Here is a 26,302-nt window from a genome sequence, read left to right as displayed (position 1 = left end):
AGGCCTACTGACTAACTAGACCAACGAGGTGACCAGATGGCTTTGACGCCAGAAGACGTTGTCAACAAGCGCTTTCAGCCGACCAAGTTCCGCGAAGGCTACGACCAGGATGAAGTTGATGACTTCCTGGACGAGATCGTCGTCGAACTGCGACGCCTGAACCAGGAGAACGACGAGCTGCGCAAGAAGCTCGCCGAATCCGGCGCCGGCACGCCTGCCAGCTCCGCCGCCGCGGCTCCCGTCGTGGAAAAGGTTCCGGCACCCGTCAAGGCCGAGAAGGAAGACCGCGCCAAGGCAGAAGCCGAGGCAAAGGCCGCTGAGGCTGCCAAGGCTGCTGAGATTGCCAAGAAGAAGGAAGCCGAACAGGCAGCCGCCCCGGCCCGCGGTGCCGCTACTCCGGCAGCAGAGTCCGCCGCCGGCCTGCTCGCCATGGCGCAGCAGATGCACGACAAGCACGTCGCCGACGGCGAGCAGCAGCGCGACAAGATCATCGCCGAAGCGCAGATCGAGGCCAGCAGCCTCGTCAACGACGCCCAGGAGAAGTCCCGCAAGATCCTCGGTGCCCTCGAGCAGCAGCGCTCCGTGCTGGAACGCAAGGTTGAGCAGCTCCGCGGCTTCGAACGCGACTACCGTTCACGCCTGAAGGCCTACATCGAGGGCCAGCTGCGCGACCTGGACGCCCGCGGCTCCGTGGCTGCCCCTGAGGTTGAAGCCAACAGCTAGGACGTTAAGCAAGTATTCTGAAAGCCGGTGGCTGAGGATTCCTCGGCCGCCGGCTTTCGGCATTAACCGCAGGTTCCGCCGGCGGCAGTGCCCCAGTACCCAGCTCCCAGTGCCCGCACTGGCCCGTGAACGAAAGCCTTATGACTGACGCACCCTCACCCGACGCCGTGCAGCCCGCTGAGTCCGCCCCGGCGGGTACCCCCAAGCCGCGGCCGCGGCGGGCCCTGCTGCTTTCCGTATTCTTTGGCCTGGCGGTGTTCGCCTACGTCTTCGACCAGCTGACCAAACTGTGGGTGACCGCCAACATGACTGAGGGGGAGCGGATCCCGGTGCTGCCTCCGCTGCTCCACTGGTACTACATCCGGAACTCCGGCGCGGCCTTCTCGATCGGCGAGAACGTCACCTGGGTGTTCACCATCATCATGACCGCCGTCGCCATTGCCATCCTGCTGCAACTGCGGAAACTCGGGTCAGTCTGGTGGGCCCTGGCGCTCGGGCTGCTGCTCGGCGGCGCCCTTGGCAACCTCACGGACCGGCTGTTCCGCGAACCGTCCTTCGCGATGGGCCATGTGGTGGACTTCATCCAGCTGCCGAACTTTGCGATCTTCAACATCGCCGACTCGGCCGTGGTGTCCTCCGTGGTGATCATCTGCCTGCTCACGCTGCGCGGGATCTCGCTGGACGGCTCACACCTTACGAAAGACACAGTGAAGCATGACTCCTGACATGGCGCCCGGCCACACGGCCCCCGAGGACCTCACTCCTGAAGACCTGACACCGGCAGGTCCGCAGGAAGGCGTCCTGCCGGAAGATCTCCTGCCGGACGACCTCCTGGAGGAAGACATCGACGGTGACGCCGGGGGCGGAACGGGCGCGACGCCGGCGTCGTCCTTCCGTTTCGTGGTGCCGGATGAACTGGCGGGGAGCAGGGTGGATGCCGGACTGGCGAAGCTCATGGACATTTCCCGTTCCCAGGCCGCCGCGCTGATTGCCGAGGGCAACGTCAGCAGCAAGGACAAGGCGGTCGGAAAGTCGCTCAAGCTTGCCCCCGGCGCCGTGCTCGACGTCGTCGTCCCGGCACGCCGGGACCCCCTGGAAGTTGTGGAGGAAGTAGTGGAAGGCCTGAATATCCTGCTGGACGATGACGAGTTCGTTGTCATCGACAAACCGGTCGGTGTGGCCGCGCACCCCTCACCCGGCTGGGTGGGGCCCACCGTGGTCGGTGGCCTCGCCGGCCTCGGCTACCGGATCTCCACCTCCGGGTCGCCGGAGCGCGCGGGCATCGTCCACCGGCTCGACGTCGGGACCTCCGGGGTGATGGTGGTCGCCAAGACCGAAGAGGCGTACACGGCGCTCAAGCGCGCCTTCAAGGAACGCACCGTGGACAAGGTCTATCACGCGGTCGTCCAGGGCCTTCCGGACCCGCTGGCCGGCACCATTGATGCGCCGATCGGCCGCCACCCGGGCCACGACTGGCGCTTCGCCGTGATCGAGGACGGCCGGGATTCCATCACGCACTACGAGGTCCTGGAGGCGTTCGGGAAGGCATCGCTCGTGGAAGTCCACCTCGAAACCGGCCGCACGCACCAGATCCGCGTCCACTTCTCTGCCCTGCGCCACCCCTGCGCCGGTGACCTGACCTATGGTGCGGACCCGCGGCTCGCCGCCACGCTGGGACTCACCCGGCAGTGGCTGCACGCCCGGCAGCTGTCCTTCGCCCACCCCCGGACGGGGGAGCAGGTCACCGTCACCAGCGAATACCCGCAGGACCTGCGGTTCGCGCTCGAAGTCCTGGAGTCCGGACAGGCCTGAGCGGCCGCCCGGTCCGGCTGCCCTGATCCGGGCGGAGTCGCGCCTGGCCGGAGTGCCGCGCTGAAACGTTCGTGCACGGCACTAGAATGATTCGGTGACTTCCAGCAACAACTCGTTCGTTCATCTCCACAACCACACCGAATACTCGATGCTGGACGGTGCCGCCCGGCTCGGGGAGCTGTTCGACGAAACCGAACGGCTGGGCATGCCCGCCCTGGCCACCACCGACCACGGCTACCTCTTTGGCGCCTTCGATTTCTGGAAGCGGGCCACGGACCAGGGCATCAAGCCCATCATCGGCGTCGAGGCCTACGTCACGCCGGGCACGGCGCGCGGGGACAAGACCCGCGTCCGCTGGGGCGAGGAAAACCAGCGCAAGGACGACATCTCCGGCGGTGGCTCCTACACCCACATGACGCTGCTCAGCTACAACAACGTGGGCATGCGGAACCTGTTCCGGGCGTCCTCGATCGCCTCACTGGACTCGGTCTTCGGCAAGTGGCCCCGGCTCGACCGGGAACTGCTGAACACCTACTCCGAAGGCCTGATCGCCACCACCGGCTGCCCGTCCGGCGAGGTCCAGACGAGGCTCCGGCTTGGCCAGTACCGGGAAGCCGTCGAGGCCGCCGCCGAGTTCCGCGACATCTTCGGCGCCGAGAACTACTTCTGCGAACTCATGGACCACGGGCTGGACATCGAGCGGCGCGTCACCGGCGACCTGCTGCGCCTGGCCAAGGAACTGAACCTGTCGCTGGTGGCCACCAACGACCTGCACTACACGCACGAGCACGACGCCAAGGCACACGAGGCCCTGCTGGCCATCCAGTCCGGTTCCACCCTCCTGGAGCCGACCTACGACAACGGCGGATCCCGGTTCGCCTTCTCGGGCAGCGGCTACTACCTGAAGTCCCCGCAGGAGATGCGCGAACTCTTCCGCGACCACCCCGAGGCGTGCGACAACACGCTCCTGATCGCCGAGCGCTGCGAAGTTTCCTTCAACACCGGCGCCAACTACATGCCCCGGTTCCCCTGCCCTGAGGGTGAAGACGAAACGTCCTGGCTGGTCAAGGAAGTCGACAAGGGACTCCAGTACCGCTACCCCAAGGGCATCCCGGACAAGGTCCGCACCCAGGCCGACTACGAACTCGGCGTCATCAATTCCATGGGGTTCCCGGGCTACTTCCTCGTGGTGGCGGACTTCATCAACTGGGCCAAGAACAACGGCATACGGGTGGGGCCGGGACGTGGCTCCGGCGCCGGGTCCATGGTGGCGTATGCCATGCGCATCACCGACCTCGATCCGCTGCACCACGGCCTGATCTTCGAGCGCTTCCTCAACCCGGACCGCGTCTCCATGCCCGACTTCGACGTCGACTTCGATGACCGGCGCCGCTCCGAAGTGATCGACTACGTCACGCGCAAATACGGCGACGAACGCGTCGCGATGATCGTCACCTACGGCACCATCAAGACCAAACAGGCCCTCAAAGACTCCTCGCGCGTGCTCGGCTACCCGTTCAGCATGGGCGAGACGCTGACCAAGGCGCTGCCGCCGGCCGTGATGGCCAAGGACATCCCGCTTGCGGACATCCAGAACAAGGACTCCAAGCGCTACAGCGAGGCCGGTGACTTCAGGCAGCTGATCGCCACCGACCCGGAAGCCGCCAAGGTGTTCGAAACGGCCCTTGGCATCGAGGGCCTGAAACGGCAGTGGGGTGTCCATGCGGCCGGCGTGATCATGTCCTCGGACCCCATCATCGATGTCATTCCGATCATGCGCCGCTTCCAGGACGGCCAGGTCATCACCCAGTTCGACTATCCGACGTCCGAGGGCCTCGGCCTGATCAAGATGGACTTCCTCGGCCTGCGGAACCTCACGATCATTTCCGACGCCCTCGAGAACATCAAGATGAACCGCGGCGTGGACCTGGACCTGGAGTCCCTGGAGCTCGACGACGCGGCGTCCTACGAGCTGCTGGCCCGCGGCGACACCCTGGGCGTTTTCCAGCTCGACGGCGGCCCCATGCGGTCGCTGCTCAAGCTGATGAAGCCTGACAACTTCGAAGACATTTCCGCCGTACTGGCGCTCTACCGTCCGGGGCCGATGGGCGCCAACGCCCACACCGACTACGCCCTGCGCAAGAACAAGATCCAGGAAGTCATCCCGATCCACCCGGAGCTCGAGGAACCGCTCGCCGAGATCCTGGGCGGGACGTACGGCCTGATCGTGTACCAGGAGCAGGTCATGGCCGTGGCGCAGAAGCTCGCCGGCTACACCCTGGGCCAGGCCGACATCCTGCGCCGCGCCATGGGCAAGAAGAAGAAATCCGAGCTGGACAAGCAGTTTGCCGGCTTCTCCCAGGGCATGCAGGACAACGGCTACTCGATGGCAGCGGTCAAGACGCTTTGGGACATCCTGCTGCCCTTCTCCGACTACGCGTTCAACAAGGCGCACTCGGCCGCCTACGGCGTGATCTCCTACTGGACCGCCTACCTCAAGGCCCACTACGCGCCGGAGTACATGGCCGCCCTGTTGACTTCCGTCGGCGATGACAAGGACAAGTCGGCCATCTACCTCAACGAGTGCCGGCGCATGGGCATCACGGTGCTGCCGCCGGACGTCAACGAGTCCGCGCTGAACTTCACCCCGGTCGGCAACGACATCCGCTTCGGCATGGGCGCCATCCGTAACGTCGGCGTCAACGCCGTCGAAGCCATGGTGGTTGCGCGGGAGAAGGAAGGCGCCTACACGTCCTTCAAGGACTACCTGATGAAGGTCCCGGCCGTGGTGTGCAACAAGCGCACCATCGAGTCCCTAATCAAGGCCGGCGCCTTCGACTCCCTGAACCACCACCGCCGCGCCCTGGCGATGATCCACGAAGAAGCTATCGACTCCGTCATTACGCTCAAGCGCAACGAGGCGATCGGCCAGTTCGACCTCTTTGCCGGCTTCGATGAGGCCGAATCCGAGGCGTCCCTGAGCATCGAGATCCCCGACCTTCCCGAATGGGAGAAGAAGGACAAGCTGTCCTTCGAACGGGACATGCTGGGCCTCTACGTCTCGGACCACCCCCTGCAGGGGCTGGAGGGGCTGCTGAGCCAGCACGCCGACCAGTCCATCACCTCGCTCATTGCCGAGGACGGCCCGCACGACGGCGCCATCGTCACCATCGCCGGCATGATCACCTCCCTCAGCCGGCGGATCGCGAAGGCCAGCGGCAACGCCTACGCCCGCGCGGAGATCGAGGACCTGGGCGGCTCCGTCGAGGTTATGTTCTTCGGCCAGGTCTACGGCCCCATCGCGTCCGTACTGGCCGAGGACCTGATCGTGGTGGTCAAGGGCCGGCTGCAGCGCCGCGATGACGGCGCCGTAGCCCTCAACTGCATGGAACTCTCCGTCCCGGACCTCAGCGAGGGGCTCAACGGGCCGCTGGTGATCACCATGGCGACGCACAAGGCGACCGAGGCCGTCGTGACCGAACTCGGGGACGTGCTGCGGACCCACCGCGGCAAGTCCGAGGTCCGGCTGCACCTGCAGGGCGACTCCCGAGTGGAGGTCATGGGCCTGCCCGTGCACCTGCGGGTCAACCCGAGCCCGTCACTGTTCGGGGACCTGAAGGTGCTCCTCGGCCCCACCTGCCTGGACAACTAGGAGCGGCCGGCGGCAGCCCGCCCGCCGGGGTGACAGTTCGTCGAGGTGACAGTTAATGCCCATGCCCCTCAGGGACATGGGCATTGACTGTTACCTCGGCGTTGCCGCTCAGATCTCGTAGTCGAGCGGTGCCGGCTGGCCGTACGCGCCGGAGTGGTAGAGCAGGGGAGCGCCGTCGGTGCCCACTTCACCTTCGACGACCTCGACCACCACCACGGCGTTGTTCTCGAAGGAGAGCCGCATCTGGACCTTGCCGATCAGCCAGCCGGCCACGCCATTGAGGACCGGCACGTCATGGGGCCCGAGCGCCCAGTGATCGCCCTCGAAGCGGTTGCTGGTCCGCGCAAAGCGGTCGGCCAGCTCCTGGTTGTCCAGCCCCAGCATGTGGACGCCGATGTACGTGGTGTTGGCCACGGCCGGCCAGGAGCTGGAGGTCCGGGCCATGTTGAAGGTGAACCGGGGCGGCTTCGCCGAGAGCGAGGCCACGGAGGTCGCTGTGAAGCCATAGGGTACCCCGTTGAAGTTGGCGGTGATGATGGCCACCCCCGCCGCGTGCCGCCGGAACATCTCCCGGAAAGTTCCCTCGAAGGCTTGGTCCTCTGTGGCCACTGCTATCCATCTCCCTGCTGCACGTGTGTGGTGTTCCTACCCTGCCAGCGTATTCCGCTGGCGGCGGGCCGCGGTACTTGTGTATCCGACGGCGTCATCTGGACTCATACGGGGACGCGCGGTGTCATGTGCCGGCGGACGCAAAGCTTGTTAAGGTTTGTTCCATGACACAGCCCGCAGTGCACGGCCAGTTCCCGCAGGACGCCCCGCTCGACGCCGACCAGGCCGAGGGCCGGACCGCCGCCCATGATCCGGCCCGGGGTCCCGGGCCGGAGGCCGCCCCGGACCAGCCGGCACTTGCCGCGACCCGCCGTGCCGTTACGTGGCGGAAGGCCGCGGTGATCGCAGCTGCCGGCATCCCGGTGGGGCTGCTGTGGTGGCTCCTGGCCCCCTCGGGCCTGAATCTGCTCTCCGGCAATCCGGAACTGCGGGGCGGGAGCAACACGGAGGGGTGGCTGCCGCGGGACCTGGTACTGGCGGGACTGTTCCTGCTCGCCGGCTGCATTTCAGGCGCAGTGGCATCCGGCAGCCAGAACGCCGAACCGTCCGGGCGGGACGTCCTTCTGGCGGTGGGTGCCGGGGCCGCGGGCGCCCTCGCAGCCTGGGGTACCGGCGTGCTGTGCGGTCTGTGGTGGGCAGCGCCGGAGGACACCTCGGCCAATGCCAGCATCGCCTTTTCCCTGCGGTCCCTCGCCGTGCTGGCGATCTGGCCGGCCGCCGCCGCACTCACCCTGTTCCTGAACACCGTATTCGCAACGCCGAAGCCCGGGGCCAAAGACGCAGCCGCGGAACAGTCTTCCACGCAAGCCTCCGAGTAACAGGGGCGGGACTCTCCGGGGCGGCACGTAAAATGAACGGGTGACCCCTTCAGCTGACAGCACTGTGCCCGCCAAACCTGTGCCCTCGAATACCGTGCCCGCCATTGCCGTGCCCTCCGTTACCGGGTACCCGGTTTCCACCGACCTCGACTTCCGGACCGTCGATCTGCGCGGCCAGCGGCTTACCCTGGCCGGTCTCCGCGCCGCTGTGCCCCGGGCGCAGGCCGGCACCATGGCAGATGCCGAGCAGAAGGTCCTGGACATCATCGGCGCCGTCCGCACCCGCGGTTTCGAAGCGCTCAGCGAGCTGGCCCGGACCTTCGACGGCGTCGAGCAGGTACACCCGAGGGTCCCCGCCGAAGCGCTGACGGCGGCCCTCGCAGGGCTGGATCCCGCAGTGCGGGCGGCACTGGAAGAGTCCATCAGGCGTGCGCGGCAGTTCGCCGACGCCCAGCGTCCGGCCGACACCGACGTCGAACTCGGCGAAGGCGCGGTGGTCAGCCAGAACTGGGTCCCCGTGGCGCGGGTGGGCCTCTACGTTCCCGGCGGCCTGGCCGTCTACCCGTCCTCCGTGATCATGAACGTCGTCCCGGCCCTCGCCGCCGGCGTCGAATCAATCGCCCTGGCCTCACCTCCGCAGAAGGACTTCGGCGGGCTCCCGCACCCCACGATTCTTGCCGCAGCGTGCCTGCTCGGGATCGACGAGGTCTACGCCATTGGCGGCGCCCAGGCCATCGCGGCCTTCGCCTACGGTATCCCCGCCGTGGGGGACAACGCCGGACTGGACCCGGTGGACGTCGTCACCGGCCCGGGCAACGTCTTCGTCGCCACGGCAAAGCGCCTCGTCAAGGGCGTCGTGGGCATCGACTCCGAGGCCGGCACCACCGAGATCGCGATCCTCGCCGACGCCACCGCACAGCCGGGACTGGTCGCCGCCGACCTGATCAGCCAGGCCGAGCACGACCCCAAGGCGGCGTCCGTGCTGATTACGGACTCCGAGGCCCTCGCGGCCGCCGTCCGGGTGGAGCTGGACCGCCAGGCGTCAGCGACCAAGCACGGCCGGCGGGTCCGCGAGGCCCTCTCCGGGCCGCAGTCCGGCGTGGTGATGGTGGACGACCTCGAACAGGGCATCGCGGCGTGCAACGCGTACGCTGCCGAACACCTGGAAATCATGACGGCGGACGCGGCCGCCGTCGCGGGCCGGATCCGCAGCGCCGGTGCGATCTTCGTGGGGGACTACAGCCCGGTCAGCCTGGGCGACTACTGCGCCGGCTCCAACCACGTGCTGCCGACCAGCGGCACGGCGGCGTTCTCCTCGGGGCTGAACGTGACCACTTTCCTGCGCTCCATCCAGGTGGTCAACTACACCCGCGCCGCCCTCGAGGAGGTCAGCGGGCACATCGTCAGCCTGTCCGGGGCGGAGGACCTGCCGGCCCACGGTGAAGCTGTCACGGCCCGCTTCACAGCTGGCCCCTGACCACAACATGTAGTAATTACAGGCTTGTTATTCAGCTACATCTAGTCGTAGACTGGTCCCGTAGGCACCGCCAGGGTGCCTGGCTTTTAAGGTGACCCGGCTCTTAAATTGAACCGGCTTCTTAGACGGTGTCCAGCCATGCGACAGGGGAGGAAATAACGTGTATTGCCCGTTTTGCCGGAACCCTGATTCCCGCGTGGTGGACAGCCGGATCGCCGACGACGGCTCAGCCATCCGCCGCCGCCGGCAGTGCCCCGAGTGCGGACGCCGCTTCACCACTGTTGAAACCACCAGCCTTACGGTGATCAAGCGGTCCGGCGTCGGCGAGCCCTTCAGCCGGAGCAAGGTCATCAACGGCGTCCGCAAAGCCTGCCAGGGCCGTCCCGTCACCGAAGACGACCTGGCAATGCTGGCGCAGGAGGTCGAAGAAGCCATCCGGGCCTCCGGCGCGGCGGAGATCGATGCGCATGAGGTTGGCCTCGCCATCCTCAACCCGCTCCAGAAGCTGGATGAGGTCGCCTACCTTCGCTTCGCGAGCGTCTACCAGGCCTTCGAATCCCTCGAGGACTTCGAAGCCGCTATCTCCCTGCTCCGCCATGAGGCCGCGACCAAGGGGCGCGAAGGCACCAGCCAGCAGAAGAGCCCGCTCTAGATCTGCCCACACACTCCGGTGGTGGCAGCGGAGGGGAAGCCGCAGCCACCACCGGCACCAACTTCCCGTTTAGCCCCGCGACGGCAGGATAAAGCCGCCGGGGCAAACAACCGTCAGCGGCCGCCGGAGACCGGCAGCACGGCCCCGGTGATGTAGCCGGCCTCGCCGGAGAGCAGCCAGAGCACGGCGGCGGCTACTTCATCCGGTTCGGCGCCCCGGCCCATGGGGATCGTGGGATTGAGCCGCTCCACCCGGTCCGGCATCCCCGCGGCCGCATGCAATCCAGTGTTGGTGCTGCCCGGCGCAACACAGTTCACCCGGATGCCCTGCGCGGCGACCTCGGCCGCGAGCCCCGCCGTCAGCACATCGACCGCCCCCTTGGACGCCGCATAGTGCACCCAGGTTCCCGGCGAGCCTGCCTTGGTGGCGGTCGAGGAGATGTTGATGATTGAGCCGCCGCGGCCGCCCCGCTCCGTGCTGAGCCGCCTCACGGCCTCCTGGCAGACATAGACGACGCCGGCGACGTTGACATCGAGCACGCGCCGGACGGTCGCGGCCGGGACGTCCGTGAGGGGGCCGATCAGGTTGCCGGTGATCCCGGCGTTGTTCACGACGGCGGCCAGGGTCCCGAGGGCAGCCGCGGCGTCGAACAGCCGTACGACGGCGGCCGGGTCGCTGACGTCCGCCTGGACGGCCACCGCCTCGCCTCCGTCGGCAATGATGCCTTCCACAACTGAGTCCGCCCCGGCAGCGTCGGCGGAATAATTCACGACGACGGCATACCCGGCCCGGGCGGCACGAAGCGCCACCGCCGCGCCGATGCCCCGGCTGGCGCCCGTGACGATGACAACCCCGGGCGCCGGTTCCGTCATGGTGCTACTTGGCCAGTTTGTGCTTCAGTGCGATCTCAAGGGCCGCGCCGACGATGCCGGCGTCGTTCTTGAGCTCCGCCGGAACAATCGGCGTGCGCAGCTGCAGCCGCGGCAGGTATTCGTCGGCGCGCTTGGAGATGCCGCCCCCGATGATGAACAGTTCGGGGGAGAAAAGGAACTCCACATGGGACAGGTAGCGCTGCAGCAGCACGCTGTACTCTTCCCAGCTCAGGCCATCCCTTTCGCGGGCCACCGCCGAGGCCTTGGACTCGGCGTCGAACCCGTCGATCTCCAGGTGCCCCAGCTCGGCGTTCGGGACAAGCTTGCCGTCGAAGATAAAGGCGGAACCGATCCCGGTGCCGAGCGTGATGACCAGGACGGTCCCCTTCACGAACTCGCCGGCGCCGAACCGCGCCTCCGCGAGGCCGGCGGCGTCGGCGTCGTTGATGACCTCCACGGGGCGGCCCAGCCGCGCGGTCAACATGGCGTCAATGTCCATTTCCAGCCACGACTTGTCCACATTGGCGGCGGAGTGGACCACGCCGTGCTGGATGATGCCGGGGAAGGTGACGCCCACGGGCGAGTCGGGGGCCGGCGCGTCGGGCCGGGCGGACAGCGCGGCCACAACCTGGGCCACGACCTCGGCCACGGATTCGGGCGTGGAGGGCTGCGGGGTGGGAATGCGCAGGCGGTCGCCGATCAGCTTGCCCTTCTTCAGGTCCACGATCCCGCCCTTGATCCCGGTACCGCCGATGTCAATGCCGATCAGCGGGGCGTTCTTCTTCGACTTCTCGTCCTTCTTGGCCAATGGAGTTCCGTTCGTGGCAGGGGGCGGGGCTGGCGGGGTGCGGCCCAGGGCCGGCGGGTGAAGACCGGAATCTTCTGGTGGGGCGGGAATCAGGGCAGGGTCAGGACTTCGGCGCCGGACTCCGTGACAAGCAGGGTGTGCTCGAACTGCGCGGTGCGTTTACGGTCACGGGTGACGACGGTCCAGTCGTCGGACCACATATCCCAGTCCACGGTGCCGAGCGTCAGCATGGGCTCGATCGTGAAGACCATGCCGGTCTCAATGACCGTGTTGTACGCGGGCGCTGCATCGTAGTGGGGGATGATCAGGCCGGTGTGAAACGCTTCGCCGACGCCGTGGCCCGTGAAGTCGCGGACGACGCCGTAGCCGAAGCGCTTGGCGTAGGACTCGATGGTGCGGCCGATCACGTTGATTTCGCGGCCCGGTGCCACGGCGCGGATGGCGCGGTTCAGGGACTCCTGCGTGCGCTCGACGAGCAGCCGGGATTCCTCGTCGACGTCGCCGACCAGGAAGGTGTAATTGGTGTCCCCGTGCACGCCGCCGACGAAGGCCGTGATGTCGATGTTGAGGATGTCCCCGTCCCGGACCACCGTGGTGTCCGGGATGCCGTGGCAGATGACTTCATTTAAGGACGAGCACAGGGATTTGGGGAATCCCCGGTAGCCGAGGGTGGAGGGGTAAGCGTTGTGGTCGAGCAGGAACTCGTGGCCCACCCGGTCCAGCTGGTCAGTGGTGACGCCGGGCTCGATGTGCTTGCCGACCTCAACGATCGCCTGGGCGGCAATCCTCGAAGCGGTGCGGATTTTCTCGATGGTCTCAGCCGTCTTGACCTCGGAGCCGGTGAACTTGGCCGGTCCGGGCTTGCCCACGTATTCGGGGCGCGGGATCGACGCCGGAACGGGGAGTTGCGGGCTGACTGTTCCCGGGACCAGGGTGCCGATGGGTGCAGTCGAGGCTAGAGAAGGCATAGATTGATCATATAAGGCGATGCCGGGGGCAGATAAACAAACGCCAAGAATCATCAGCGTAAGGAGCTTTCATGCCGGAGTACTGGTACAACGTCAACACCCACGAGGTCGAAGAGGACGCCATGTCCGACTGGAGCCAGCTGATTGGCCCCTACAAGACGCGCGAAGAAGCCGAACACGCCCTGGAGAAGGTCAAGGCCCGCAATGAAACCTGGGAAAAGGGCGACGAGGACAATTAGCACCGGCGGATGAACGGACTGATCCTGGTCAACGGGTTGCCGGGGTCCGGCAAGACGACGCTCGCCCGTGAACTGTCGGCCGTCCTGGAGCTGCCGCTGTTCTCCAAGGACGCCTGCAAAGAGGGCTTGTGGGACAGCGCCCGGCCGCCCGGCGCGGCGGAATCGACGGCGCTGGGGCGCCGTGCGCTGGAGCTCATGTGGGCGGGGATCGCCGCCGCATCGGGGCCGGCCGTCGTCGAATCCTTCTGGTTCGCGCCCCGGGACCTGGAGTATCTGCGCGCCGATCTCCGGAACGCCGGCGGGACGGCGGCGGCAGAAGTCTGGTGTGTGCTGGATCCGGCCACGGCGAGGCAGCGCTGCCGGAACCGCGAACGGCATCCCGTGCACCACGCCGCACACGACGACGATGAGCTGTGGTCCCGGTGGGTCCGGCAGGCGGGTCCACTGGGGCTGGGACCGGTCCTGGAGGTCAACACCGAGGGCCCTGTCGACGTCCCGCCGCTGCGCAGGCAGCTGGAATCCCTGCTGGTCCCCGGGGACTGATTTTCTCACCCGGTGCGGATGAGGGCCGGCCGGTTATGCCCGGCCATACTGGGGAAATGCCGACGAGCGTCACCCGCAGCCGCGGCGTCCGAATCACCGACCTGGCCAGGCTGGCAGCCGCCTGGGCTGCCTCGACCGTGGCACTCATCGTCACCGGCGCGCTGGTGCCGGGATTCTCTGCAACGAGCTGGTGGGATTACGCCGCCGTGGCGGCGGCGGCCGGAATTGTCGGACTGGTCTTCCGGCCCCTCCTCGTGGAAATCTCGGCCAGGGTGGGCTGGCTGGCCGTGCTGCTTGCCGCCCTGCTGGGGCAGGCCCTGATCATGTACGCCGCCATCCGCCTGGTGCCCGGCATTGAATCGACGCCGTGGACCGCCTTTGTCGCCACCTGGGTCAGTGCCGCCGTGGGCACGCTCCTCTCGTGGACCACCACGGCCGGAACGGATGACGGCCTTATTACCTCGTTGGCCGGCAGGACACGCCGGCAACCAGCGCTGACTGATCCGGAGGTCGACGGCGTGCTGTTCGTGCAGCTCGACGGTGTCCCCTTCCCGGTCCTTCAGTGGGCGGTCCAGTCCGGGGGAGTGCCCCACATCCGGCGCTGGCTTTCCTCCGGCGAGTACACGCTCCGCGAATGGACTCCCCAGCTGCCATGCACCACGCCGGCCAGCCAGATGGGCATTCTGCACGGCACAGTTGACGGGATCCCCGCCTTCCGGTGGTACGACCGTGAGCTCAACAGGGTCCTCGTGGCAAACCGCCCGGCAGACGCCCGGGTGATCGAGGGCCGGCACAGCAACGGCCGCGGCCTGCTGTGCGACGACGGCGTCTCCATCTCGAACCTGTTCACCGGTGACGCGGCCAGGTCCCTGCTGACGATGAGCAGGGTGGAGATTAGCCGCGGCTCCACTCAGACCCGGCGTGCCTTCGCCTGGTTTTTCACCTCGCCGAACGGGTTCATGCGCAGCTTTACCCGGACCGTCGGGGAGATCCTCAAGGAGCGGTGGCAGGCCCGGCGGCAGGTCAAGCGTGACCTCGACCCGCGAGTGCACCGGGACTGGACCTTTGCCCTGCTGCGGGCCGTAACCAACGGAATCCTGCGTGACCTGAACACCGCCCTGGTGGCAGAGGAGCTGCATCGCGGCACGAAGTGCATCTACGTCGACTACGTTGACTATGACGAGATCGCCCACCACGCAGGCATGTTCCGGCCCGAGGCGCTCGCCTCCCTGGATGGCCTGGACCGCACGCTGGGGTCCTTGGCCCAGCTCGCCGGTTCTGCTGCGCGCCGCTACCGGCTGGTGGTGCTCTCGGACCACGGCCAGTCCCAGGGCACGCCGTTCGCCGACCGGTATGGCCAGACGCTCGGCGACCTGTGTGCGGAACTCATGAAGGAGACCGTGCAAAATGTTGACGCGTCCGTCGAAGGTCTGGGGCGCGCGGACTCCATCGCGGGCGACATCGCGACTGGAGGTTTGACCGGGAAACTCGCCGTCCGCGCCGGGGAGGGGCTGGCCAAGGCGCAGCATACCCAGACGTCGGCGCCCGGGGACGGCGCGGAGGAGCCGGTTGTGGTGCTGGGCTCCGGCAACCTGGGCCTGGTCTACGTGCGGGGTGACCGGCGCTGGACGCTTCAGGGCCTTGCGAAGGAATGGCCGGCCCTGGTGCCGGGCCTGGCCGGCCATCCCGGAATCGGGTTCGTCGCCGGCATCGATGAGGAAGGCCGGGCGTGGGCGGTCGGGAGCAGCGGGCGCCGCAACATTGGCAGCGGTGACGTGGAGGGGACGGATCCGCTGGCAGACTTCGGGTTCCACGCCCCGCGGGTGCTGCTGCGCGCCCTCCGGCAGCCCGAGGCGCCGGACCTTTACGTCAACAGCACGGTCGATCCGATGACCAACGACGTCGCTGCGTTCGAGGGGCTGGTCGGATCCCACGGAGGCCTCGGGGGCTGGCAGGACCGTGCGGTGCTGCTGGGCCCGGCGGATCTTATGGCCGGGCTGCCGGAGCGGATCGAGGGTGCCGATGAGCTCCACCGCGTGCTGGTGGCGATGCTTGAATCCTGTGGCCAGCGCGCCATGGTGCGGGATGCCCCGCCCTAAGGAGTGCGTGCGTGTTGAGGCCGGTTCAAGGCCTTGAGCTCACGCGGGGGCAACCCATGACTGGCCAGGTGCAAGGACGACGGCCGTGCAGCCCGGTGCCTGCTCCGCCACGGCCTCGGCAAACCGGCGTCCGGGCAGCTCAAGCCAGCTCCGGGCGAAGTGTGTGACAAACGGCGGGTGCAGGGTCCCCCAATGCACGGGTATGGCGAACCGGGCGCCGCTTAAGGCGACGGCCTGTGCGGCCGTCTCCGGGGTCAGGTGGCCGGCCGAGAGCCTGGGCCCCCACCCCCAGACCGGCACCAGCGCAACATCGATGGTGCCGCCCGCCATCGCGGGGATCGCGGCCATCGCCGGAAACAGCCCCGTGTCGCCGGCGATCCAGGCGGTACCCGATGCGCCCCGGACCAGCTGGCCGTTGGCGGCGTTGGGACGGTGCGGCATGGGGCGCTGCCGGTGGTCGGCGGGTACCTGGCGCACCTGGATCGTGGCGGTCATGTTGCCTGCTGCGGTCCAGGAGTCCCCCAGGGGAACAGTGTCCGGCAGCCGTCGTCGTCGTAACCAGGCGACGTTCGCCGGGTCGCTCATCAGGGTTGCTCCGGGCAGCATACGGAGGGAGCGCAGTTCGGCGTGGTCGTGGTGCAGATGGGAGAGGAGCACGACGTCGGACCGGCTCCAGGACGCCGGGTCCGGCCGGGGCGCCAGGCGCCGCAGCAGTCCGGCGTGGGGGCGTAGCAACGGATCGGTCAGGATCCGGACCCCGTCAAGGTCCAGCACCACCGAGGAATGGCCCAGCCACGTGACTCTCATGGACGCACGGCTGATCGCGGCGCGGCCCCTTCCCAGTTCAGCTCAGGCCATCGCCTTTGCCTTGAGGGAATCGAACTCGGCCTGGTTGATGGCGCCCGAGTCGAGCAGTGCCTTCGCATCGGAGATCTGGCTGGCCGGGCTGGTCGACTTGCCGGCCACCTGCTGGATGTAATCCTGCTGGGCGGCCTGCTGTTCGGCTATTGCCTTCATCTGCCGGCCGGCCATGCTGCGGCCCCTAGCGATCAGGTAGATGAGCGCGCCGAGCCACGGGACGAAGATCAGCAGTATCGCCCAGCCTGCCTTGCCCCAGCCGCTGAGATCGGGGTCGCCGAACAGGTCAAACAGGCAACGGAACCACACCATCAGGGCGGAAATCCAGATGAAGAACCAGAAACTCCACAGCAGGATGTCCCAGAAGTTAGTCGAAATTGAGCCCATGGCTACTCCTCCACTAGTGCCCGCCGGTGTCCGGCCTGTCGCTTCGCGCACGAAGCGGGCAGGAACGGCGGAACATCTGCCGGGGCCCGATGCAGGCCCTTAATGGCCAGACTGCCCGGGCGCGCGGAACTCCGCATCGTTCGAAAAGGATGAGGTGGCCCGGCCAACCCGCGGCGGCGGCCGGGAGGCCGGCCCGCGGTGACCGCTTAGAAGGAGTGCTCGGGGCCGGGGAACTGGCCGGAGCGCACGTCCTCCCCGTACGCCTTCGCGGCGTCGCTGAGGGAGGTGCGCAGGTCCGCGTACTGCCGGACGAACTTCGCCATCCTGCCGCCACGAAGGCCGGCCATGTCCTGCCACACCAGCACCTGGCCGGTGGTCGCGTTGCCGGCGCCGATGCCGACGGTGGGGACCTCGACGGCGGCGTCCACGGCCGCCGCCGTCTCCGCCGGAACCATTTCCATCAGGACGCAGAACGCGCCGGCGTCGGCCAGGGCGACGGCGTCGTCGATCAGCCGCTGGGCGTCATCGCCGCGGCCCTGGACCCGGTAGCCGCCGAGGGCGTGCTCGCTCTGCGGGGTGAAACCGATATGCGCCATCACGGGAATCCCGGCCTGGACCATGGCCCGGACCGTCTCCGCATAAAACTTGCCGCCCTCGATCTTGACCGCGTGGGCGAGCCCTTCCTTGAGGAACCGCACACCGGTGGCCACGGCCTGCTGGGCGGAGACCTCGTAGCTGCCGAAGGGCAGGTCGGCCACCACCAGGGCGCGCCGGGCCGAACGGGTGACGGCGCGGCACAACGGGAGCAGTTCGTCCACGGTGACGGGCAGGCTGGTTTCGTTGCCGAACACATTGTTCGAGGCCGAGTCGCCGACGAGCAGGACCTCGATGCCGGCCTGGTCGAAGATTTCCGCCGTGTACTGGTCGTAGGCCGTCAGCATGGCAAACCTCTCACCGTTGAGCTTCGCCTGGTGCAGGTGGTGGGTGCGGATCTTCGTCACCGGCTTCCGCCCGCCAGGTGCCGCTGCAGTTTCCGACGCCGCACCGGCGGGCTGCGCGGGGCCTGCGGCCGAAGGACCGTTGCCGTAGGGTGCCGCAACTTCGGCTGCGGGCATGCTGGAATCGGGGCTTTTGCTTGTGGCCATGGCACGAGCGTAGTGCGATACCGCGCGTCCTAGCTACCGGGCCCCGGACGCCGGGCCGGTGAATCACATCACACGGCCGGGTGAACAGCCTCCGTCGCGGGTCCCGGTGCGCAGGCTTCCGGCTACCGGATCCCGGGAAGTTATGTTAACGCTGTGTTACGTGAGTCGGCTGCTCCAGCAAACGATGGCAATGATTAGTAAAGTGAATCCTGAGCAGCTGCGGGACCCATGCCTGGCGGGAGTCAGGACGGGCCCGGGCACGGACGTTGAACCCGGAAAGAGGCCACTATGGACCGCCAGCAAGAGTTTGTCCTGCGGACAATCGAAGAGCGCGACGTGCGGTTCGTGCGGCTGTGGTTTACCGACGTCGTGGGCTCGCTGAAGTCCGTCGCGCTTGCCCCGGCCGAGGTTGAAGGCGCTTTCGAGGAAGGCCTGGGCTTTGACGGCTCCTCGATCGAGGGCCTCGCCCGGGTCTTCGAATCCGACATGCTGGCCCAGCCGGATCCCGCCACCTTCCAGATCCTGCCTTGGCGCGGCGAGACGGAAGCGACGTCCCGGATGTTCTGCGACATCCTGACCCCCGACGGCGAACCCTCCGCCGCGGATCCGCGCAACGTCCTCAAGCGCAACCTGGCCAAGGCCGCCGACATGGGGTTCACCTGCTACACCCACCCCGAGATCGAGTTCTACCTGCTGAAGTCCCAGCATCCGGGCCCCGACGGCGCTCCCGTGCCGGTGGACGAAGGGGGCTACTTCGACCACGTCCCTGGCGGCGTCGCCCAGGACTTCCGCCGCACCGCCGTCACCATGCTCGAATCGGTCGGCATCTCCGTGGAGTTCAGCCACCACGAAGCCGGCCCCGGCCAGAACGAAATCGACCTGCGCTACGCGGACGCGCTGCAGACCGCCGACAACATCATGACGTTCCGCACCGTGATCAAAGAGGTCGCGCTGCAGCAGGGCACCTACGCCACCTTTATGCCGAAGCCGTTCACGGCCCACCCAGGCTCCGGCATGCACACGCACTTCTCGCTCTTTGAGGGCGACACCAACGCCTTCTACGAAGCCGGTGCCGAGTTCCAGCTGTCCGAGACAGCACGGCAGTTCATCGCCGGCATCCTCAAGCACGCCCCGGAGTTCACCGCCGTCACCAACCAGTTCGTGAACTCTTACAAGCGGCTGTGGGGCGGGGGAGAAGCCCCCAGCTACCTCAGCTGGGGCCACAACAACCGCTCCGCCCTGGTCCGCGTCCCGCTGTACAAGCCCGGCAAGGGCCAGTCCGCCCGCATCGAGTACCGCGGCATCGACTCGGCGGCCAACCCCTACCTGGCCTACGCCGTGCTGCTGGGCGCCGGGCTCAAGGGCATCGAGGAGGGCTACCAGCTCCCCGCCGCCGCCGAGGACGACATCTGGTCGCTGAGCTCGGCCGAGCGCCGCGCAATGGGCCACGACCCGCTCCCGGCCAGCCTGCACGACGCCATCCGCACCATGGAGGATTCCGAACTCATGCCGCAGATCCTCGGCGAGCAGGTGTTTGAGCACTTCCTGCGCAACAAGCGGGCCGAGTGGCAGGACTACCGTCTCCAGGTCACGCCCTACGAGCTGCAGCGCAACCTCGGCATCCTTTAGGCGTCCCGGGTGAGCCTGGCACGTCGTCTCATCGCCGCCGGTTTCAGCGACCTGGAGAAGGGCGAGCGGTTCCTCGCCGCCCCCGAACTGGAGGGCCTGGACCAGGACGTCCTGTTCGCCGGACTTCAGCTGGCCGCGAACCCGGACACGGCGCTGCAGTCCCTGGTCCGGCTTATCGAGAAGCACCCGGACCTGCGCAAGCTCGCGGCCGCGGAGTCCGAACGCAGCGAGCCGCTGTACCGGGTGCTTGGGGCCTCCGAGGCGCTGGGCGAGTTCCTGATCCGCCACCCCGAACACCTTGACGCCTTTGAGGTGACGGCCAGCCCGGAACCGCGCGCCGCGGACGCCGCCGTCCTGCGCGCCAGGCTGCTGCAGTCCGTGCGGGCCGATCCGAAATCGGGCCGGCCGGTCGCGGCGTTGACCGGGCAGGAAGGCTACGAGGCGCTGCGCACGGAGTACCGGCGCGGGCTCGTCGAACTGGCCATCAAAGACCTCTGCGCCGCCGACCCCCTGGACTTCATGCCCGCCGCGGGTGCAGAACTCGCGGATCTCGCCGGCGCCGCGATCGAGGCGGCCCTGGCGGTCTCCCGGGCCGAGGCCGCCGAGCACTTCAGCGCCACCGAGGTGGCCGACGTCGGGCTTGCCGTGATCGGCATGGGCAAATGCGGCGCCCGCGAACTGAACTATATTTCCGACGTCGACGTCATCTACGTGATCGAATCCGGCGAGCTCGACGATCCGCGCGCCAACACGATCGGCACCGCCCTGGCCTCCGGCATTTCCCGGGCGATCATGTCCATCGGCCGCGAACCCGGGCTGTGGGAGGTCGACGCCAACCTGCGCCCGGAGGGCAAGTCCGGGCCGCTGGTCAGGACCCTCGCGTCGCACGAAAGCTACTACGCCCGCTGGGCTGAGAGCTGGGAGTTCCAGGCCCTGCTGAAGGCCCGGACCATCGCCGGGGACACCGAGCTAGGGGCCCGGTACGAGGCCGCCGTCGCGCCGCTGATCTGGTCCTCCGCCGGCCGGGAAGGCTTCGTGGAGTCCGTCCGTTCCATGCGCCGCCGGGTCACCGAACACATTCCCGTCGACGAGGAGCAGCGTCAGATCAAGCTGGGCCGCGGGGGACTGCGCGACGTCGAATTCACCGTCCAGCTGCTGCAGCTGGTCCACGGCAAATCCGACGAAACCCTGCGCTGCCGCGACACGACCTCGGCGATTGCCGCGTTGTCCGCCGGAGGCTACATCGGCCGCTCCGACGCCGCCGAATTCGACCGCGACTACCGCTACCTCCGGCTCCTCGAACACCGGATCCAGCTCTTCCAGCTGCGCCGGACCCACCTCATGCCGGTCAAAGACGACTCGCTGCGGGCGCTGGCCAAAGCAGTGCTGGGGCCGTTCTCCAGCGAACGGCCCAAACCTGACGCCCTGGCCGAGGCCTGGCGCAAGACCAAACGCTCCGTCCGCGAACTGCACGAACGCATCTTCTACCGCCCGCTGCTGAACACCGCGGCGGCGCTCAGCAGCGAGGAAGCCAGGCTGAGCCCGGAAGCGGCGCAGGGCCGCCTCGCAGCGCTGGGCTACCTCGACCCGAGCGGCGCGATGCGGCACATCGAAGCGCTCACCGGCGGCGTCAGCCGCCGCGCCGCGCTCCAGCGCCAGCTCCTGCCGATCCTGCTCGGCTGGCTCGCGGAGGGCGTGGACCCCGACGCCGGCCTGCTGGCCTTCCGCCGCGTCAGTGAAGCTCTGGGCACCACGCACTGGTATCTCGGCATGCTGCGGGACTCGACGGCGGCGGCCGAACGGCTCTGCCACGTGCTGTCCAACTCCCGGCTGATAGCAGACCTGCTGGAGGTTTCGCCTGAATCCGTGGCCTGGCTCGGTTCGGACAAGGACCTGGTGCCGCTGACGTTTGAGGCGCAATGGCTGGAGATCGTCTCCAAGATGTCCCGCCACGCCGAGCCGGAAAGCGCGATGCGCCTGATCCGGCTGATCCGGCGCCGCGAGATCCTGCGGATTGCGATCGCGGACAGCGCCGGGCTGCTGGACCAGGATCAGGTGGGCGCGGCGCTGGCCGACACCGACCGCGCCGCCGTCCTCGGCGCCCTCCGCGTGGCGGAAAACGTTGTCACCGCCGTGGAGCCGCTCAAGACCCACGTGCTGGTGGTCGCCATGGGGCGGCAGGGCGGCCGGGAGATCGGCTACGGCTCCGACGCCGACGTCATGTATGTGCACCGCGGACTGCCCGGCGTCCCGGAGGACGAGGCCCAGCAGCAGGCATTGCAGATCGTGAGCAGGCTCTCCAACCTGCTGACCCAGCCGCTCAAGCCCGCCATCCTCGCCGAGCGCGTCCTGATGGTCGACGCCGACCTGCGGCCCGAGGGCAAAAGCGGCCCGATGGTGCGGTCGCTGGAATCCTACGCCGAGTACTACCGCCGCTGGTCGCTCGTGTGGGAGGCGCAGGCGCTGCTGCGGGCCCGGCCCATGGCGGGCGACGACGAGTTGGCCGCCGACTATGTGGCGCTGATCGACCCGATCCGCTACCCCGAGACGATCTCCGAACAGGACGTCCGGGAGGTCCGCCGGGTGAAGGCACGGGTAGAGGCGGAACGGCTGCCGCGCGGCGCGGACCCCGCCCGGCACCTGAAACTGGGCCGCGGCGGCCTGAGCGACGTCGAATGGCTGGCCCAGCTGCTGCAGTTGCAGCACGCCGGACGCCACCCCGGCCTGCGGACCACGTCCACCGTGGAGGCGCTCGAGGCCGCTGCCGCCGTCGGACTCCTTGAGGCGGGCGACGTCGTGATTCTGCTCCGGGCCTGGCGGCTCGCGAGCCGGATCCGCTCGGCCAACGTGGTCTGGACCGGGCGGGCGTCGGATGTCCTGCCGTCCTCCCGCCGGGACCTGGAAGCGGTCGCCCGCTGGTGCGGCTACGGTCAGGGCAACGCCGCAGAGCTTGAGGAGGACTACCTGAGGCTGAGCCGGCGGGCCCGGGGCGTGTTCGAACGGGTCTTCTACGACCAGTGAGCGCCCCCCGGCCCTCCCGCCCGGAACCGGCGGGAGGGCCCGGGGGCTGACACCCCACGGACGCGGTGCTACCTTAGCCGGATGGCCAGAAAACTGTTTGTGAACCTCCCCGTCAAGGACCTCGACAAGACGGTGGAGTTCTTCACCGCGTTGGGGTTCTCCTTCAATCCTGACTTCACCGATGAGAACGCCACCTGCATGATCGTCAACGACGACGCGTTCGTGATGCTGCTGGTCGAGGCGTACTTCAAGACCTTCACATCCAAGTCGGTTGCGGAGGTTTCCGCGGCCGCCGAGGTGATCATGTCCTTCTCGCTGGACAGCCGCGAGGCGGTCGACGAGCTCGTCCGGAAGGCACTCACCGCCGGCGGCTCACCGTCACAGGAAGCGCAGGACTACGGCTTTATGTATACCCACAGCTTCCAGGACCCGGACGGCCACCTCTGGGAAGTCTTCTGGATGGACCCGGCCGGACCGCCGAAGGACGCAGCGCTCTAACCCGGCCGGCGGCACTCTCTGGCCCGGTCTGTGGCGGGGATAGCCCGCCGGTTTGGGTACGCTTCTGTTATGCCTGAACATGTGTGGCTGCTGCCGCTGAAGAACCTCGACGACGACGCGCGTGCCATCAAACTGGGGGAGATCGCCGAACTTTCGGTCACCGGGGAGCAGCGGCGGTTCGTCGGCGAGCCGCTGCGGATGATGCTCATCGGGCTGGAAGAGGAATCCCGCCACCCCATCGCTATTGACGCCAACGGCGCCGCAGTTGGCGTGCTGACGCTGCAGACAGGAGCCGCGACGCTGGCCGGCTGGCCCGACGACGACTCGGTCTGGCTGCTCCGCGGCTTCCTGGTCGACCGCCGGCAGCAGGGCAAGGGCCTCGGTTCCCTGGCGGCCGACGCCGCCGTGCAGGCAGCCGCGAAACTCAACGCCGCCCTCGGCGGGGAGCAGACCGGCGTCGTGCTTTCCGTCAACGAAGAGAACCCCGCCGGGCAGGCCGCCTACCGCAAAGCCGGCTTCGAGGACTGCGGACGGTACCTTGGCAGCGACGCCGGCCCGCAGCGGACCATGTACCGGCCCTTCTGATCTGGTCTTCTTGCCCCCGGCAGGATTACGTCAACATTCATTGACGACGCCGGCGGCGTCATCTAAGGTTGACGCCAGGAGGTTCTTGATGGAAACCCTGATCGGATCGATGGACGGCAAGAGCCCGGCAGAGGCGCTCTACGCGGTGTCGGAACTGCGCAAGGAAGTGGCGCGTACCGAAACTGAGGCCGTGCTGCGCGCCCGCCGGGCCGGCCTGTCGTGGGAGGCCATTGCCGCGTGTCTGGGTGTGAGCAAGCAGGCCGTGCACAAGAAGTACGGAAAACGCTGAGCGGCGACCATCTGGCGAGGCCCGTTAACGACGGCGGCCCCCACCGGAATGGTGGGGGCCGCCGTCGTCATTTCTTGGGCGACTAGACGCCGTAGTACAGCTCGAACTCGTACGGGTTCGGGCGCAGCGAGAGCGGACGGATCTCGTTCTCGTACTTGTACTCGATCCAGGTGTCGATCAGGTCCTGGGTGAAGACGCCGCCGGCCTGGAGGAACTCGTTGTCCTCGGCCAGTGCATCCAGTGCCTCTTCGAGCGTGCCGGGAGCCTTGGGGATGTCCTTGGCTTCCTCGGCCGGGAGCTCGTAGAGGTCCTTGTCGATCGGAGCCGGCGGTTCGATGCGGTTGCGGATGCCGTCAATGCCGGCCATCAGCTGGGCCGCGAAGGCCAGGTACGGGTTGGAGGAGGGGTCCGGAGCGCGGAATTCGATGCGCTTGGCCTTCGGGTTGGAGCCCGTGATCGGGATACGGATACCGGCGGAGCGGTTGCCCTGCGAGTAGACCATGTTGACCGGAGCCTCGAAGCCCTTGACCAGGCGGCGGTAGGAGTTCACCGTCGGGTTGGTGAAGGCCAGCACGGCCGAGGAGTGCTTCAGCAGGCCGCCGATGTACCAGCGGGCCATGTCGGAGAGGCCGGCGTAACCCTTTTCGTCGTAGAACAGCGGCTCGCCACCGTTCCACAGCGACTGGTGGCAGTGCATGCCGGAGCCATTGTCACCGAAGACCGGCTTCGGCATGAAGGTGACCGACTTGCCCCAGGCATCGGCGGTGTTCTTGATGACGTACTTGAACTTCTGCAGGTCATCAGCCGCGTGGGTCAGGGTGGTGAACTTGTAGTTGATCTCGGCCTGGCCGGCGGAACCGACCTCGTGGTGGCTGCGCTCGACCTCAAGGCCGGCCTCGTCCAGGGCGATGCACATGGCGTCGCGCAGGTCGGCCTGCTTGTCGGTGGGGGAGACCGGGAAGTAACCGCCCTTGACCGGAGTCTTGTAGCCGAGGTTTCCACCCTCTTCTTCGCGGCCGGTGTTCCAGTGGGCTTCCTCGGAGTCGATCTTGTAGAAGCTGCCCTGCGGGGAGGACTGGTACTGGACGTTGTCGAAGACGAAGAACTCGGCCTCGGGTGCAAAGAACGCGGTGTCGGCGATGCCGGTGGAAGCCAGGTATGCCTCTGCCTTTTCGGCCACGCCGCGGGGATCGCGGTGGTACGGGTCACCGGTGCGCGGGTTCACGATCGAGAAGTTCAACGCAAGGGTCTTCTCCATGCGGAACGTGTCGAGGAACGCGGTCGTAACATCCGGGATGAGCTGCATGTCCGACTCGGCGATGCCCTGGAAGCCGCGGATCGAAGATCCGTCGAAGAGCTGGCCGTTGACGAAGAAGTCGGCGTCAACGCTCTTGGCGGGCACGTTGAAGTGCTGCTGAACGCCAGGGAGGTCGGTGAAGCGAATATCGACGAACTTAACGTCTTCGTCTTTGATGAACTTGAGGACTTCGTCCGCAGTCTTGAACATCTATGCTCCTTATGCATGTGAAAGATCTGGCCGTCAGGCCGTGTGGTCCAGCGCAGTCCGACAGCGGGGTAAACACAAAGGTCTGCCCCGCTCCTATGCCGCTAGCAACTGTTACCACCCTAAGGACACGGGATTTCCCCATGGTGTCCGCTTTGTTTCCGGCAGGTTACAGAATGCCCTGACATGTAAACGGTAGTCGTTGTCCACAACGTGGCCTATCCGTGACCAGAGTGTGGCCCTAGGATGTCCACACTCTGAACAGCGCGGCAGGGCCCGCATTGCCGATAGTCTTGGAGAGTGGTTGATCGTAAAGACATAGGCTCATGGCTCAGCGGGCCGGACACGTCCGGCATCTCGAAGTACCCGGGGGAGCGGCTGGGCCTGCCCGAGTCCGGGCCCGGGTCCATTGCCCGGGCCGGCCGGCGCATCGTCGCCATCTGCATTGACTGGGCAATCGCGCTGGTGATCAGCAACTACGCGTTCGCCGGCAACCCGTGGGCAACCCTGGCCGTGTTCGCCGTCGAACAGGCGCTGCTCGTCGGCACCCTGGGCTACAGCATCGGCCACCGCATCATGGGGATCCACGTCGTCCGGCTCGGCGGCGGCCCGGCCGGCCCGGTTCCCGCCTTGGTCCGCAGCCTGCTGCTGTGCCTCGTGATCCCCGCCGTCATCTTCGACCCGGACCACCGCGGAATCCACGACAAGGCCATGAACACGGTGCTCGTCCGCATGTAGCTCCTGCCGGTGTCCGGCGGCGGGCACAGTCCCGAGGCCGCCCACGCGGCTGGTTGCCACGAACCTCTTCGGTTGGCCACCAATTTCGTCAGCTGGATGACGCGAGTGTGGCAGGACGCAGGGAGCCCTCGTCCGTTTGCCACGAACGGCCGTTAAACCTCCCGCTTAGCGGCCATTCGCGTCAGATGGGCGCCGGGAGGTTGCCAGGGCCGCGGCGATCCGGCGTCCGTTTGCCACGAATGGCCGCCAAACCTCCCCGCTTAGCGGCCATTCGCGTCAGATGGGCGCCGGGAGGTTGCCTGGGCCGCGGCGATCCGGCGTCCGTTTGCCACGAATGGCCGCCAAACCATCCCACTTAGCCACCAATTTAGTCAGC

24 protein-coding genes are annotated in these 26,302 nt (G+C 67.5%); 16 read left to right on the top strand and 8 right to left on the bottom strand.

The features are described 5' to 3' along the window. The first annotated feature begins 36 nt into the window (after positions 1-36). From AC1DC5_RS12475 to dnaE, 4 genes are all read left to right on the top strand, one after another. Positions 37-723 carry a DivIVA domain-containing protein gene (locus AC1DC5_RS12475; RefSeq protein WP_476865349.1) on the top strand — a complete coding sequence of 229 codons (687 nt, stop codon included), beginning with the start codon at positions 37-39 and terminating at the stop codon, positions 721-723. Between the two features lie 140 nt (positions 724-863). Beyond that, positions 864-1,448, top strand: coding sequence for a signal peptidase II (lspA, locus tag AC1DC5_RS12470; protein WP_476865348.1), 585 nt, complete (start codon positions 864-866; stop codon positions 1,446-1,448). After that, the gene (locus tag AC1DC5_RS12465) at positions 1,438-2,535 is read left to right on the top strand and encodes an RluA family pseudouridine synthase (RefSeq protein WP_476865347.1); all 1,098 of its coding nucleotides are present in this window, start codon (positions 1,438-1,440) and stop codon (positions 2,533-2,535) included. Before lspA ends, AC1DC5_RS12465 begins: the two co-directional genes overlap by 11 nt. 94 nt (positions 2,536-2,629) lie before the next feature. Continuing rightward, positions 2,630-6,187: a DNA polymerase III subunit alpha gene (gene dnaE / locus AC1DC5_RS12460; RefSeq protein WP_476865346.1), complete on the top strand. Its 3,558-nt coding sequence runs from the start codon at positions 2,630-2,632 to the stop codon at positions 6,185-6,187. A gap of 108 nt (positions 6,188-6,295) precedes the next feature. Here dnaE and AC1DC5_RS12455 read toward each other — a convergent pair whose 3' ends face one another. After that, complete coding sequence (locus AC1DC5_RS12455) at positions 6,296-6,754, bottom strand: flavin reductase family protein (RefSeq protein WP_441405393.1); 459 nt, start codon at positions 6,752-6,754, stop codon at positions 6,296-6,298. Between the two features lie 206 nt (positions 6,755-6,960). Between AC1DC5_RS12455 and AC1DC5_RS12450 the strand changes: the two genes are divergently transcribed. The 3 genes from AC1DC5_RS12450 to nrdR all read left to right on the top strand — a co-directional run bounded on the left by AC1DC5_RS12450 (position 6,961) and on the right by nrdR (position 9,743). Next, on the top strand, positions 6,961-7,614 hold the full coding sequence (locus tag AC1DC5_RS12450; protein WP_476865345.1) for a hypothetical protein: 654 nt from the start codon (positions 6,961-6,963) through the stop codon (positions 7,612-7,614). Positions 7,615-7,723: 109 nt separating this feature from the next. Further along, positions 7,724-9,091, top strand: coding sequence for a histidinol dehydrogenase (hisD, locus tag AC1DC5_RS12445; protein ID WP_476865419.1), 1,368 nt, complete (start codon positions 7,724-7,726; stop codon positions 9,089-9,091). Between the two features lie 160 nt (positions 9,092-9,251). After that, complete coding sequence (gene nrdR, locus AC1DC5_RS12440) at positions 9,252-9,743, top strand: transcriptional regulator NrdR (protein ID WP_441405364.1); 492 nt, start codon at positions 9,252-9,254, stop codon at positions 9,741-9,743. A gap of 113 nt (positions 9,744-9,856) precedes the next feature. Here the strand turns inward: nrdR and AC1DC5_RS12435 are convergent, their stop codons facing one another. The 3 genes from AC1DC5_RS12435 to map all read right to left on the bottom strand — a co-directional run bounded on the left by AC1DC5_RS12435 (position 9,857) and on the right by map (position 12,391). After that, positions 9,857-10,615, bottom strand: coding sequence for an SDR family oxidoreductase (locus AC1DC5_RS12435; protein ID WP_441405365.1), 759 nt, complete (start codon positions 10,613-10,615; stop codon positions 9,857-9,859). A 4-nt stretch (positions 10,616-10,619) separates the two neighbouring features. Next, positions 10,620-11,423: a polyphosphate--glucose phosphotransferase gene (gene ppgK / locus AC1DC5_RS12430; RefSeq protein WP_441405366.1), complete on the bottom strand. Its 804-nt coding sequence runs from the start codon at positions 11,421-11,423 to the stop codon at positions 10,620-10,622. Between the two features lie 89 nt (positions 11,424-11,512). Beyond that, positions 11,513-12,391: a type I methionyl aminopeptidase gene (gene map, locus AC1DC5_RS12425; protein WP_441405367.1), complete on the bottom strand. Its 879-nt coding sequence runs from the start codon at positions 12,389-12,391 to the stop codon at positions 11,513-11,515. 71 nt (positions 12,392-12,462) lie between these two features. Here map and AC1DC5_RS12420 point away from each other — a divergent pair, with 71 nt between their 5' ends. Genes AC1DC5_RS12420 through AC1DC5_RS12410 form a run of 3 tightly spaced genes read left to right on the top strand, consistent with a single transcriptional unit; the run spans position 12,463 to position 15,272 of the window. Next, positions 12,463-12,630: an SPOR domain-containing protein gene (locus AC1DC5_RS12420; protein WP_441405368.1), complete on the top strand. Its 168-nt coding sequence runs from the start codon at positions 12,463-12,465 to the stop codon at positions 12,628-12,630. A gap of 9 nt (positions 12,631-12,639) precedes the next feature. After that, on the top strand, positions 12,640-13,173 hold the full coding sequence (locus tag AC1DC5_RS12415) for a P-loop nucleotide/nucleoside kinase family protein (protein WP_441405369.1): 534 nt from the start codon (positions 12,640-12,642) through the stop codon (positions 13,171-13,173). 56 nt (positions 13,174-13,229) lie between these two features. After that, a complete protein-coding gene (locus tag AC1DC5_RS12410) occupies positions 13,230-15,272 on the top strand; it encodes a phage holin family protein (protein WP_441405370.1) in 2,043 nt (680 codons plus the stop codon). A 39-nt stretch (positions 15,273-15,311) separates the two neighbouring features. On the opposite strand, the gene AC1DC5_RS12405 is transcribed toward AC1DC5_RS12410, so the two are convergent. From AC1DC5_RS12405 to panB, 3 genes are all read right to left on the bottom strand, one after another. Continuing rightward, positions 15,312-16,079: an MBL fold metallo-hydrolase gene (locus AC1DC5_RS12405; RefSeq protein ID WP_441405371.1), complete on the bottom strand. Its 768-nt coding sequence runs from the start codon at positions 16,077-16,079 to the stop codon at positions 15,312-15,314. A gap of 42 nt (positions 16,080-16,121) precedes the next feature. Next, a complete protein-coding gene (locus AC1DC5_RS12400; RefSeq protein WP_441405372.1) occupies positions 16,122-16,517 on the bottom strand; it encodes a PLDc N-terminal domain-containing protein in 396 nt (131 codons plus the stop codon). A gap of 206 nt (positions 16,518-16,723) precedes the next feature. Next, a complete protein-coding gene (gene panB / locus AC1DC5_RS12395; protein WP_476865344.1) occupies positions 16,724-17,662 on the bottom strand; it encodes a 3-methyl-2-oxobutanoate hydroxymethyltransferase in 939 nt (312 codons plus the stop codon). A 288-nt stretch (positions 17,663-17,950) separates the two neighbouring features. On the opposite strand from panB, the gene glnA (AC1DC5_RS12390) reads away from it, so the two are divergent. The 5 genes from glnA (AC1DC5_RS12390) (at position 17,951) to AC1DC5_RS12370 (ending at position 23,684) form a co-directional block, all read left to right on the top strand. Then, positions 17,951-19,291 carry a type I glutamate--ammonia ligase gene (glnA, locus tag AC1DC5_RS12390; protein WP_346926188.1) on the top strand — a complete coding sequence of 447 codons (1,341 nt, stop codon included), beginning with the start codon at positions 17,951-17,953 and terminating at the stop codon, positions 19,289-19,291. Positions 19,292-19,300: 9 nt separating this feature from the next. After that, a complete protein-coding gene (locus AC1DC5_RS12385) occupies positions 19,301-22,312 on the top strand; it encodes a bifunctional [glutamine synthetase] adenylyltransferase/[glutamine synthetase]-adenylyl-L-tyrosine phosphorylase (protein WP_476865343.1) in 3,012 nt (1,003 codons plus the stop codon). Positions 22,313-22,393: 81 nt separating this feature from the next. After that, positions 22,394-22,810: a VOC family protein gene (locus tag AC1DC5_RS12380; protein ID WP_476865342.1), complete on the top strand. Its 417-nt coding sequence runs from the start codon at positions 22,394-22,396 to the stop codon at positions 22,808-22,810. Between the two features lie 69 nt (positions 22,811-22,879). Beyond that, a complete protein-coding gene (locus AC1DC5_RS12375) occupies positions 22,880-23,395 on the top strand; it encodes a GNAT family N-acetyltransferase (RefSeq protein ID WP_441405376.1) in 516 nt (171 codons plus the stop codon). Positions 23,396-23,483: 88 nt separating this feature from the next. Continuing rightward, positions 23,484-23,684 (top strand): AsnC family protein, encoded by a 201-nt coding sequence (locus AC1DC5_RS12370; RefSeq protein ID WP_476865341.1) that lies wholly within the window; start codon positions 23,484-23,486, stop codon positions 23,682-23,684. Between the two features lie 82 nt (positions 23,685-23,766). Here AC1DC5_RS12370 and glnA (AC1DC5_RS12365) read toward each other — a convergent pair whose 3' ends face one another. Further along, positions 23,767-25,191, bottom strand: a complete 1,425-nt coding sequence (gene glnA / locus AC1DC5_RS12365) for a type I glutamate--ammonia ligase (protein WP_224049282.1) — start codon at positions 25,189-25,191, stop codon at positions 23,767-23,769. A gap of 297 nt (positions 25,192-25,488) precedes the next feature. Between glnA (AC1DC5_RS12365) and AC1DC5_RS12360 the strand changes: the two genes are divergently transcribed. Beyond that, complete coding sequence (locus tag AC1DC5_RS12360) at positions 25,489-25,926, top strand: RDD family protein (RefSeq protein ID WP_476865340.1); 438 nt, start codon at positions 25,489-25,491, stop codon at positions 25,924-25,926. The last annotated feature ends 376 nt before the right edge of the window (positions 25,927-26,302 follow it).

This window comes from Arthrobacter sp. 10L424, from assembly GCF_056395325.1.
This window is presented reverse-complemented; position numbering and strand designations above follow the sequence as displayed.